The sequence below is a fragment of the Micromonospora sp. M71_S20 genome (assembly GCF_003664255.1).
In the GTDB taxonomy this organism is placed as follows: Bacteria; Actinomycetota; Actinomycetes; order Mycobacteriales; family Micromonosporaceae; genus Micromonospora.
Genome location: NZ_RCCV01000001.1, coordinates 1,530,142 through 1,542,020 on the forward strand (window position 1 = coordinate 1,530,142; position 11,879 = coordinate 1,542,020).

At 73.9% G+C, this 11,879-nt stretch carries 8 protein-coding genes; 3 read left to right on the forward strand and 5 right to left on the reverse strand.

Annotated features, from left to right (window positions below; translation table 11 throughout):
* Positions 1–25: 25 nt before the first annotated feature.
* The 4 genes from DER29_RS06780 to mfd form a co-directional block, all read right to left on the reverse strand.
* Positions 26–1,645: a DUF885 domain-containing protein gene (locus DER29_RS06780; RefSeq protein ID WP_121396552.1), complete on the reverse strand. Its 1,620-nt coding sequence runs from the start codon at positions 1,643–1,645 to the stop codon at positions 26–28.
* A 22-nt stretch (positions 1,646–1,667) separates the two neighbouring features.
* On the reverse strand, positions 1,668–2,639 hold the full coding sequence (locus DER29_RS06785) for a nucleoside triphosphate pyrophosphohydrolase (protein ID WP_121396553.1): 972 nt from the start codon (positions 2,637–2,639) through the stop codon (positions 1,668–1,670).
* Between the two features lie 2 nt (positions 2,640–2,641).
* Positions 2,642–3,412 (reverse strand): hypothetical protein, encoded by a 771-nt coding sequence (locus DER29_RS06790; protein WP_121399057.1) that lies wholly within the window; start codon positions 3,410–3,412, stop codon positions 2,642–2,644.
* Positions 3,413–3,547: 135 nt separating this feature from the next.
* Positions 3,548–7,198, reverse strand: coding sequence for a transcription-repair coupling factor (mfd, locus tag DER29_RS06795; protein ID WP_121396554.1), 3,651 nt, complete (start codon positions 7,196–7,198; stop codon positions 3,548–3,550).
* A 152-nt stretch (positions 7,199–7,350) separates the two neighbouring features.
* On the opposite strand from mfd, the gene DER29_RS06800 reads away from it, so the two are divergent.
* From DER29_RS06800 to DER29_RS06810, 3 genes are all read left to right on the forward strand, one after another.
* A complete protein-coding gene (locus tag DER29_RS06800; RefSeq protein ID WP_121396555.1) occupies positions 7,351–8,250 on the forward strand; it encodes an AraC family transcriptional regulator in 900 nt (299 codons plus the stop codon).
* A gap of 381 nt (positions 8,251–8,631) precedes the next feature.
* Positions 8,632–9,558 (forward strand): cyclase family protein, encoded by a 927-nt coding sequence (locus DER29_RS06805; RefSeq protein ID WP_121396556.1) that lies wholly within the window; start codon positions 8,632–8,634, stop codon positions 9,556–9,558.
* A 121-nt stretch (positions 9,559–9,679) separates the two neighbouring features.
* The gene (locus DER29_RS06810) at positions 9,680–10,591 is read left to right on the forward strand and encodes a DUF559 domain-containing protein (protein WP_121396557.1); all 912 of its coding nucleotides are present in this window, start codon (positions 9,680–9,682) and stop codon (positions 10,589–10,591) included.
* Between the two features lie 239 nt (positions 10,592–10,830).
* Here the strand turns inward: DER29_RS06810 and DER29_RS06815 are convergent, their stop codons facing one another.
* Complete coding sequence (locus DER29_RS06815; protein WP_121396558.1) at positions 10,831–11,871, reverse strand: S66 peptidase family protein; 1,041 nt, start codon at positions 11,869–11,871, stop codon at positions 10,831–10,833.
* Positions 11,872–11,879 lie beyond the last annotated feature (8 nt).

Here is an 11,879-nt window from a genome sequence, read left to right on the forward strand (position 1 = left end):
CCCGGCGCCGGGCCACCGCCCTCCGTCACACGCCCAGCAGGGTGCGCAGGTGCCGCGGGGGCGGGCAGTCGTGGGCGAGCATCGCGTCGTGCCACTCGCGCACCGACACGCCGGCCGGGCGGGCGGCGGCGACCGCGGCCACCTCGCTGTAGCCGACGAAGTACGTCGAGAGCTGCGTCGAGGTGAGCAGCGCGCGCCGCCACTTGCCGGCCGCCTCCCCCTCCTCCTGGAAGCCCCGCCCGGTCATCAGCGCCATCGCCTCGGCCTCCGGCAGCTCCTCGCAGTGCACGAGCTGGTCCAGCAGCGCGTTGATGGTCATCCGGAGCTGCATCTTGAGCTGCTGCAACCGCACCGGCAGGCCGCCGAAGCCGAGGCCCGCCATCAGCTCCTCCGTGTAGACCGCCCAGCCCTCGATGAAGGGGCCCGACTCGGTCAGCGCGCGTACCCGGGTGGGGCCGACGTGCCGGCGGGCGTGGGCGAGCTGGAGGAAGTGCCCCGGCATCGCCTCGTGCACCGTCAGGTTGCGGATCATGTGGTCGTTGTACTCGCGGTAGAACGACTCGACCCGGTGCGCGGGCCAGTCCGCCGGGGTGGGCGCGATGCAGTAGAAGGTCGGCACGTCCGCCGTCTCCAGCGGGCCGGGCGAGTCGCAGTAGGCGACCGCCACGCCACGGGCGAACTGGGGCATCTCCTGGATCACGCACGGATCGTCGACCAGGGTGACCAGGTCGTGGGCGCGCACGAAGTCGGTCGCCTCGTCCAGGGTGACCGAGGCGAGGTCCACGATCGTGTGGTCGTCCGGATGCTCGGCGGCCAGCAGGTCCAGCGCCCGGCGTACCGTCCCGTCGTCGGCCGGGCCGCCGACCAGCTCGACGGCCGCCGCGCGGATCTCCTCGCCGACCCGGTCCAGGTTGGCCCAGGCCCGGCGCTGGATCTCGGCGGCGCCCAGCTCGGTGTCGAGGGTGTGCCACAGCCGCGCCTCCCAGCGGCGGCGGCCCAGCCGTGGGTCCCGCCCGGGGCCGGCGTCGGCGGCCAGGCCCTGGCGCAGCCACGCGACGAACTCCTCCAGCGCCGCGATCGCCGCGGTGGCCGCCGGCTCGACCCGGTCGTACAGGGCGGGGGCCTGCGCGAGCAGCCCCGGCACCTCGTCGCGGATGAGCGCCGCCGTGCCGGTGAACTGCCCGACCGCCGTCTCGGCGTGGATGCGCGGCATGTCGCGCAGCGTCGCGCGCGCGGTCGCCAGCGCGTCCGGTACGGCGGCGAGCCGACCGGCCAGGCTGGTCAGCCGCACGTCCACCGGGGCGTACGGGCGGGCGAGCAGCGCGTGCAGCAGCGGCCCGGGGTTGTGCCGCAGCGGGTCCCACTCGTGTGCGCGGATGTCGCCGGACTCGAACAACTCCCGGTCCACGAACGAGGTGAGCAGCGCGTGGTCGACGCGCTCCTCGACGTCCAGGGCGTCCGGGTCCAGCTCGGCGAGCGCGTCCGCGGCCTCCTTGAGCATGGTCCGGTCGGCCGCGACCGCCTCGGCGGAGAGGTCCGGCAGCCGATCGTCGTACCGGTGGTCGCCGGTGGAGGTCGCGAGCCCCGGCCGGCTCTGGAGCAACGCGTCGACGATCCGCTCCGCGAGCGGCACAAACGATTCCACCCGCCGACCCTACCGGGTCGACTCAGGCCTTTTCGGCGGCGCGGACCGCGTCCGCGTAGGCCAGGGCGGCGCGGCGCAGGGCCGCCTCCGGGTCCAGGCCCGCCTCGCGGGCCGCCGCGACCGAGGCGAGCAGGCTCGCGCCGAGCCGCGCCTCCGGGTCCACCTGGGAATCCGCGAGGGGCGGCGGTACGGCGAGGCCGACCCGCCCGGCGCGCTCCAGGATCTTGGCGGCCAGGGCGAGGGCGGGCTGGCTCAGCGCGATGCCGTCGAGCACCGAGTCACGCGCCTTCTCGGCCCGCTTGATCCGCTCCCAGCTCGCCTCGATCTCCTCCAGGGTGCCTGTCGCCGCGTCGGCGAAGACGTGCGGGTTGCGCCGGACCATCTTGTCGATTAGCCCGCCAGCCACGTCGTCGACAGTCCACCGCTCCCCCTCGGGCAGCTCCTCGGCGAGGCGGGCGTGCAGCACCACCTGGAGCAGCACGTCGCCCAGCTCCTCGCGCAGCGCGTCGGTGTCCCCGGCGCTGATCGCGTCGTACGCCTCGTAGCACTCCTCCAGCAGGAAGCCGGCGAGGCTGCGGTGGGTCTGCGCGCGCTTCCAGGGGTCGCCGCCCGGGGAGGCCAGCCGGTCCATCACCGCCACCGCGTCGAGCAGCCGGGCGCCCGGCGGATCCCAGGAGCCGTACATCAGCTCCAGCTCGGCCAGGCCGGGCTCGCGGGCCAGCCGCAGGCCCAGCTCGCGGGCCAGCGACTCGTCGCCGGCCGGGCCGGCCAGCCACACCGCGACGCCGTGCGTCGCCGCCGCGTCGAGCAGCGCCTGCGTCGCCCGGCCGTCGACCACCGTGACCTCGGCGCCCGCCGCGCGGACCGCCGTCGTCAGCTCGCTCTCCGCCCCCGCCAGCACCGGGTGCCGGCGTACGACGTCCCAGGCGGCGGCGGTCAGCAGCCCGGCCGGCAGCCGGGGCGAGGTGACGAGCAGGACGATCCGGGCGGGCATGCTCAGCTGTCGGTCCCGCCGGCCGCCTGCGGCCCGGCGGTGGGCAGCGGATCCGGGGTGGAGACGTCGGTGACCGCGTCGGAGCCGGCCTCGCCAAGCGGCACGCTCACGGCCGGCGCGTTGCCGGAGAAGCTCAGCACCGGGAACTCCAGCGGACGGTAGCGGGGGTTGACCGTCACGTCGTACGCGGCGACCGCCTCGGCCAGCGACTTGCGGGTGGCCAGCGCGCCGCGCAGCTGCTCGCCGTCGAGCTGGCGGGCGGCCGCCTCGTCGGGCACGTCGGCCGGGATGGCGCCCGCCTTGCGGCCCGCCGCCACCACGTCCTTCATATCCTGCGCGGTCGGCTCGGCCGGCGCACCGGTCGGCACCCCCGACAGGCAGTTGTAGAGCTCGGCGGACCGGCGCACGTAGCCGGTGTCGGGCGACAGGCCCATCTGCTGGGCGAGCTGCTCCGGCGCGACCTGCCCGCGCGGCTGGTAGTTCTTGTCCGCGGAGAGCCGCTCGCAGACCTCGGAGAGCACCAGCATGCTGACGATCTGGCCGCGGTCGGGCAGCTGCGGCACCTGCGCCGGGGGTTGCCCCTCGGGCGCCTCGGGCTGCCCCGTCGGCGTCGGGTTCTTGGCCCGCAGGTCGTCGACGACCCCGGTGACGGCATCCTCGGTGATCCGCAGGTCACCGACGTAGGCGGCGACACCGGGCTCGGCACGGCAACCGGAGAGGGCGACGAGGCCGAGCGCCACGCTGGCGACGGCGACAAGACGGCGAGCACGCATGTCGGTCACTCTCTCATGCCGCCCGGGGCCGCCGTGACACCGCCCACCGGTCTGCCCGCGCGTCCGTCCCGTGCCGGCCCGGGTCCCGCCCCCTGGTCGCTCGCCGGCTGCCGCCCGGCCATCGTCGACCGCCGCTCACCGGGCGGAGGCTCCCGCCACCGCCGGCTCGCCCAGCACGTCCTTCAGCAGCTGCGCGCACCACTCCAGCAGGGCCTGGTCGCGCAGCGGCTCGCCGCCCACCCGCCGGGTGCTCGGCCGGGGCACGCTGACCTGGTCGAGGGCCTGCTTGTAGACCGAGTCCGGGTGGTAGCGCTTGAGCCGCAGCTGCTTCGAGTCGGGCAGCGGCAACGGGCCGAACCGGATGTGCTTGCCCTGCATGGAGACGTCGGCCAGGCCGTACCGGCGGGCCAGCAGCCGGAACCGGGCCACGGCGACGAGGTTCTGCACCGGTGCGGGCGGCTCGCCGTAGCGGTCCGTCATCTCGGCGACCACCTCGCGCAGTCGCTCCTCGTCGCGGGCCTCGGCGAGCTTGCGGTACATCTCCAGGCGCAGCCGCTCCACGGCGACGTAGTCGTGCGGCAGGTGGGCGTCGACCGGCAGGTCGACCTTGACCTCGGTCTCCTCCTCCGGGCGCTCGCCCTTGAACGCGGAGACCGCCTCGCCGACCATCCGCACGTACAGGTCGAAGCCGACGCCCTCGATGTGCCCGGACTGCTCGCCGCCGAGCAGGTTGCCGGCGCCCCGGATCTCCAGGTCCTTCATCGCCACGTACATGCCGGCGCCCAGCTCGGTGTGCTGGGCGATGGTCGCCAGCCGCTCGTGGGCGTGCTCGGTGAGCGGCTTCTCCGGCGGGTAGAGGAAGTACGCGTACGCCCGCTCCCGGCCCCGGCCGACCCGGCCGCGGATCTGGTGCAGCTGGGCCAGGCCGAGCAGGTCGGCCCGCTCCACGATCAGGGTGTTGGCGTTGGGGATGTCGATGCCGGACTCCACGATCGTGGTGCAGACCAGCACGTCGAACTCCTTCTCCCAGAAGCCGACCATGACCTTCTCCAGGGCCTCCTCGCCCATCTGGCCGTGCGCCACCGCGACCCGCGCCTCGGGCACCAGCTCGCGCAGCTTCCGGGCCGTCCTGTCGATCGACTCGACCCGGTTGTGCAGGTAGAAGACCTGCCCGTCGCGGAGCAGCTCCCGGTGGATGGAGGCGGCCACCTGCCGCTCGTCGTACGCCCCGACGAAGGTCAGCACCGGGTGCCGCTCCTCCGGCGGGGTGGCGATGGTGGACATCTCCCGGATGCCGGTGATCGCCATCTCCAGGGTGCGCGGGATCGGGGTGGCCGACATGCTGAGCACGTCGACCGAGGCGCGCATCGTCTTCAGGTGCTCCTTGTGCTCGACGCCGAAGCGCTGCTCCTCGTCGACGATGACCAGGCCGAGCGACTTGAACCGGGTGGCCGCCTGGAGCAGCCGGTGGGTGCCGATGACGATGTCGGCGGTGCCCGCCGCGGCCATCTCCAGGGTCCGCTCGGCCTCCTTCGGCGTCTGGAAGCGGGAGAGCTGCTTGATGGTCACCGGGAACTGGCTCATCCGCTCGGCGAACGTGTTGTAGTGCTGCTGCACCAGCAGCGTGGTGGGGACCAGCACCGCCACCTGCTTGCCGTCCTGCACCGCCTTGAACGCCGCCCGGACCGCGATCTCCGTCTTGCCGTAGCCGACGTCGCCGCAGATCAGCCGGTCCATCGGGACGGTCTGCTCCATGTCCCGCTTGACCTCCTCGATGGCGGCGAGCTGGTCCGGCGTCTCCTGCCACGGGAAGGCGTCCTCCAGCTCCCGCTGCCACGGCGTGTCGGGGCCGAAGTTGTGCCCCTTCGACGCCTTGCGGGCCGCGTAGAGCTGGATGAGCTGGGCGGCGATCTCCTTGACCGCCTTGCGGGCCCGGGCCTTGGACTTCTGCCAGTCCGAGCCGCCCATCTTGTGCAGGGTGGGCTGCTCGCCGCCGACGTAGCGGGAGAGCTGGTCGAGCTGGTCGGTGGGGACGAAGAGGCGGTCGCCGGGCTGGCCGCGCTTGCTCGGGGCGTACTCGATGACCAGGTATTCCCGCGAGGCGCCGTTGACGGTGCGCTGCACCAGCTCGACGTAGCGGCCGATGCCGTGCTGCTCGTGCACGACGTGGTCGCCGGCCTTGAGCTCCAAGGGGTCGATCGTGTTGCGCCGCCGGCTCGGCATCTTGCGCATGTCGCGGGTGGAGGTGCCCCGCCCGCCGGTGACGTCGTTGCCCGTGAGCAGCACGAACCGGGAGGCCTCGTCGACGAAGCCGCCGGTCAGGCTGCCGCAGGCGACCAGCACCTCGCCGGGGGCGGGCGCGGTGGGGATCTCCTCGGTCAGCCGCGCGCCGAGGCCGGCGTCGCGGAGCACCTCGACCGCCCGCTGGGCGGGGCCGTGCCCCTCGAAGACCAGCGCGACCGACCAGCCCTCGCCGGTCCAGCGCTTGAGGTCGTCGACCACCCGGGCGGTCTCGCCGTGGTAGAGCGGGGCCGGCTGCGCGGAGAGGGTCACCGCGATCGCGTCGTCGGGGGTGACGTCGTACGCCTCCGGCCCGTCCTCCCAGGGCTGCCGCGCCGGGGCGGCGTCCGCCTCGACCAGGCCGAACGGCGACAGCGTCCACCAGGGCTGGCGCAGCTTCGCCGCGACGGCGCGTACGTCGGCCAGGGTCCGGAAGGCGGCGGCGCCGAGGTCGACCGGGGCCTGGCCACCGACGGCGGCCGCGGCCCAGCTCGCCTGGAGGAACTCGTCGGAGGTACGCACCAGGTCGTGCGCCCGGGTGCGGATGCGCTCCGGGTCGCACAGCAGCACGTGGGTGCCGGCCGGCATGGCGTCCAGCAGCAGCTCCATCGAGTCGGCGCCGATGAGCGCCGGGGCGAGGGACTCCATGCCCTCCACCGGGATGCCCTCGGCCAGCTTGTCGAGGATCTCGGCCAACTCCGGGTGCTCCTCGGCGAGGGCGGCGGCACGCCTGCGCACCGACGGGGTGAGCAGCAGCTCCCGGCACGGCGGCGCCCACAGCTGCGGCACCTGCTCGATGGTGCGCTGGTCGGCGACGGCGAAGGTGCGGATCTCCTCCACCTCGTCGCCCCAGAACTCGACCCGCGACGGGTGCTCGTCGGTGGGCGGGAAGATGTCGAGGATGCCGCCGCGCACGGCGAACTCGCCCCGCTTGGTGACCAGGTCGACCCGCGCGTACGCCATGTCGATGAGCCGGCGGGCGACCTCCTCCAGGTCGGCCTCTGCCCCGGCGGCGAGCTGCACCGGCTCCAGGTCGCCGAGCCCCTTGAGCTGCGGTTGCAGCAACGACCGGACGGGCGCCACGATCACCCGCAACGGGCCGGTGCGGCCGTGCGCGTCGGCCGAGGCGGGGTGCGCCAGGCGGCGCAGCACGGCCAGCCGCCGGCCGACCGTGTCGGAGCGGGGCGACAGACGCTCGTGCGGCAGCGTCTCCCACGACGGGAAGACCGTCACCTGCTCGGGCGGGAGCAGGCTGCCCAGCGCGGCGGCCAGGTCGTCGGCCTCGCGGGTGGTGGCGGTCACGGCGAGCACCGGACGACCGGCGCCGCCGCCCGACCCGCCGTCGCCGGCCTGGTCGGCCGCGACGGCGGCGACCGCGAACGGGCGCAGCGCGGCCGGCGCGGTGATGTCGAGGCCGTCGACCTGCGCGGCACCGGAGCGCGCCAGGTCACGTGCCCGGGCCAGCCCCGGGTCGGCCAGGGCGGCGGAGAACAGACCGGTGAGCATGTGATCACTTCCAGCGGACGACACGACGATCACCCCTCGTCCGGTCGGACGGGGGGTCCACCGGTCGACACTATCTCTCCGGTCGGACGAACCACCCCCGCGTAGGTTGGTTCCTCGACAATCCGCGTTGGGCCACCCGAGGGGGAGGACGGATGCCTGAGGGAATCGGCAGCGACCCACGCCTGATGCCCACACCCTGCCGCTGGCGGGTGCTGGGCCACCCGGCGGGGATCTCGATCTCCGAGGCGCACTGCGTCGTCGAGTACCACGGCTGGTTGGCACCGACAGTCGTGCAACGTCACAGGATCATCCTCGGCCGGTCGGGCGCCTACCGGCGGCGCATCAACGGTCGTACGACGTTCTCGGACGCCACCTCGCTGTTGCTCACCCGGCCGGGCGACGAGATGCAGGTGTCCCACCCGCTGGGCTGCGACACGTTCACCTGCCTGGAGATCGAGCCGGCGGTCCTCGCCGAGCACCGGGACGGGGCGCGCTGGTTGGCGACCGCCGGCTGGGACGGCACCTCGGACACACCGCTCGACCTGGCACACCGGATGCTCGTCACGGAGTTCCGGCGAGGGCTGGACCCGTTCGAGATGGCGGAGCGGCTGCACGGCTTCGTCGGCAGGGTGCTCGACTTCGTCAGCGGCCGGGCCGAGCCACCGGGGGCGGACCTGGGACGCGTCGTCGGCCGGCGCCCCGCCACCGCGGCCGCCCACCGGCGCCTCGCCGACCGGGCCCGGGAAGTGCTCATGGTCCGCGACTTCTCCCTCACGCTCGACCAGGTGGCGCGGGAGGTGGGCGCCTCACCACACCACCTGAGCCGGGTGTTCCAGCGGGTCACCGGCAGCAGCCTCACCGCCTACCGCAACCGCTTGCGGGTTCAGGCGGTGCTGGACACCCTCGCCGAGGCGGACGGACGGCCGCTGCGCGCCGTGGCGGCGGAGCACGGCTTCGCCGACCAGGCGCACCTCACCCGTGTACTCCGGGAGCACGTCGGCCACCCGCCGGCCCGCCTGCGCCGGCTGCTCGCCCAGGGGCGCCCCGACTGAGCCGGAGCCCGATCGAAGTCATCGAGGAACCGGTCGTCGGCGAGGTCGCCGATCTGGTCGACGACCGTCAACCGAGCATCGATGTTCAAGACCCGGGACCGCCGGCGACCGAAGATGGTGTTCGCAGCCGGGATCGGACCGCCCGATCGGCGGTCGCGGGGTGCGCGGACCTGTTCGGGGAGGCCCGCAGCTCCGCCCGGCTGCGGCCTTGGCGACGGCGACCTGCCGTCGCCGCCCGCCGGCGGTGCCGTACACCCCTTTCCCCCTGTACGGCACTCCGGTGACACCCGGCACACCCTTGTCGGCACTCGGCACACCCGGGCTGCCCGCCGCGACCGGGAGGATCTTGACGGCGTGGCCCGGCCGTGATCGGCTGCGCTGATGGGCGACCAGTGGCGGGCACAGTTCGACGCGGAGGTCACCTTCGCCAACGGCGGCGGGCTGCGGACGGACGGGTTCCGCCTGGACATCCCCGGCCGCGACATCACCGACGACGAGTTGGCGGCGCTGTTCGTCCGGCACCTCGGGCTGCTGATGGTGGCCGAGGTGCGGATCACCGCCCGGACGATCGTCGAGGAGCCGCACAAGGGCGGCCGGGGTGTGGCCGCCGGGTCCGGCGCGGACGACAGTTCCCGGCGACGGCTGATCGAGCTGAGCCACGTGGTCACCGACGGCATGACGACCCTGCCGGGCTGGCCGGCGCCGCGGATCACCGAATGGCTGACGCGGGAGGCGTCCCGGGCCAACTACGCCCCCGGCACCGAGTTCCAGGTGGGGCGGATCGACATGATCGCCAACACGGGCACGTACCTGGACACGCCCGCCCACCGTTTCGCCGGGGGCGCCGACCTCGCCGCCACCCCGCTGGACCGCCTCGCCGACCTGCCCGCCGTCGTGGTCCGGGTGCCGGCCGGCACCCGCGCGGTGGACCGGCTGTTGCTGGCGCCGTACGACGTCGCCGGGCACGCGGTACTGCTGCACACGGGTTGGTCGACGCACTTCGGCACGGATCGGTACGGCGCGCCGGAGGCGCCCTACCTCACCGGGGACGGTGCCCGGGCCCTGGTCGACGCGGGCGCCGCCCTGGTCGGCATCGACTCGATCAACATCGACGACATGAGCCCGGCGGCGGCCGGCGAGCGGCCGGCGCACAGCTCCCTGCTGGCCGCCGGCGTCCCGATCGTGGAGCACCTGACCGGGCTCGACGCGCTGCCCCCGACCGGCTTCCGGTTCACGGCCGCCCCGCCGATGGTGGCCGGCATGGGCACCTTTCCCGTCCGCGCCTTCGCCGTGCTCGACGCCGCCTGATCGACCGCCGGGCGCCAGCACCCGGACCTCCGGCTGGCGCGACTCCGCCTGCCGCGACCGCAGGGAGCCGCCGCGAGCTTCGGGGCAGCGCGCGAGCGGCCCGTGACGGCAAGCTGTCGGAATGCCACGGGCACCACGCATCCCCAGCGGGTTGGCGTTCCTCCCGTTCTCCGGCAGTCGGGCCGTCGCCGCCGGCCTGATCACGTGGCGGATGCTTCGTGGGCCGTCCTGGCGCCGGCTGCTGCCCGACATCTATGTCCACGTTGACGGCTACCGTGAGAACGACCACCGGATGTGGTGCGACGCCGTAGCCCTGACCCTGCCGGCGGGGGCCGCCATCAGCGGTCTCAGCGCGGCGTTCCTGTGGGGCGTGGATCTCCTGCCACGCGCGAGCCCCGTCTTCGTCACGCTTCCGGGGGCGGCCCGCCGACGCTCCACCCAACGTGTGTCGGTCGACCAGAGGTCCCTCTCCGCCCGGGATATCACCCGGTTCGCCGGCTTGCCGGTCACCACCGGCGTCCGCACTGCCTTCGACCTCGGGCGGCAGCTACCCCGGATGGACGCGCTGGTCGCGGTGGACGCGCTGCTGCATCGGCGGGTGGTCAAGCTTCCGGCGTTGGGCAGCTACCTGGACACGCACGACGGCTGGCCCGGCACCGCCCAACTGCGCGAGGTGCTCACGTTGGCCGAGCCGCTGAGCGAGTCCCCGATGGAGACCCGGCTCCGGCTCGTCCTGCACGACGCCGGTCTGCCGCTCCTGACCGCACAGCATGACGTGTATGGCGTCCATGCACAGCGTGGACGGATCTTTCTCGGCCGCGTCGACCTCGCCTACCCCCGGTGGAAGATCGCCATCGAGTACGAGGGTGACCACCACCGGGAACGCACCCACTTCCAGCGCGATGTAGCTCGGCTCAACGTCCTGCGTGCGGCGGGGTGGGTGGTGCTGCGCTTCACAGCGGACGACGTACTGCGGCACCCTGCCCGAATCGTCCGCCTGGTCACTGACGCAATCCACGAACGTCACAACTGATCACGCCCCAGCCAACGGTGATCAGGACACCATGGACCCTAAAACGGCCGGGTTACGTCCATGGCGTCCTGATCACCGGGGCGCTCGCGCGGCGAAGGCGGCGCGACGGCGACCTCGTCGGGTTCGCCGGGGCGGCCCAGTGGGATGCAGGGGCGCCCATGCGCGAGGAGCGGGGGCGCTCGCGCGTCACCACCGCCGGCGCAGCGGGGGGCGCTCGCGTGCGAAGGAGGGAGGGGCGGTCAGTAGCGGACTGAGATGTGTCGGGTTGTCGCGTCGATCCGGACCTCGCCGCCGTACGGGACGATCAGCTGCGGGTCGGTGTGGCCGAGGTCGACGTCGAAGACCACCACGGCGTCCGGCGCGTACGTGGCGAGTGCCCGGGTGACCGCCTCCCGCTGCGCGTCCGCCCAGGCGCGCCGCTCGTCGGGGCTGTGCGGACGTTCGAAGTCCCACGCCTTCGGCCGGCCGACGAGGACCGCCGGGAAGCCGGCGAGCAGTCCCCGCTCCCCCATGTTGCGCAGGATCCGGAACACCTCGACGGCCGGGGGCAGTTCCTCGGAGGTCTCGACCATCAGCACCGACCCGGCCAGGTCCCCGGCCGGGGGAACCCGGTCGGCGGCGAGCAGCCAGTGCAGGATCTCCAGGTTGCCGCCCCAGGTGCATCCCTCGACCACCGTCGACGGCCCCTGCCAGCGCCAGCCCTCGCCCGGGAGCATCTCCGGCTCGTCGGCCAGCGTCGCCGGGTCCCGCCAGTCGTTCGGCCGGTCGCCCCACTCGGGCGCGGGCGTGAGGTCGTACCAGCCGGAGGTGAAGAGGGCCGCGCGCAGCGAGTCGAAGGTCAGCGGGTGCGGGCTACCCGACCGGCCGAGGTGCACCAGCACCGACCCGCCGTGGTACGACACGACGCCCAGCCGGTACAGGTGGTTGAGCACGTTCGTGTTGTCGGAGTAGCCGAAGTACGGCTTCGGGTTGGCCCGCAGCACGTCGTCGTCCAGGTGCGGGGCGACCGTGATCAGGTCGTCCCCGCCCACCGTGGCGAGGACGGCGGTGATCGTCGGGTCGGCGAAGGCGGCGGTCAGGTCCCGGGCCCGGTCGCGCGGATCGGCGCCGAGCACCCGGGTCGTCGGGTACTCCACCGGTTCCAGGCCGAACTCCTCGCGCAGCCGGCGCAGCCCCAGCTCGTACACGTGGGGGAAGAGGGCCGGCAGGCCGGCGGAGGGCGAGACGACCGCGACCCGGTCTCCCGGGCGGGGCTTGGGGGGATAGCTCGGCGACGTCATGACCGGAC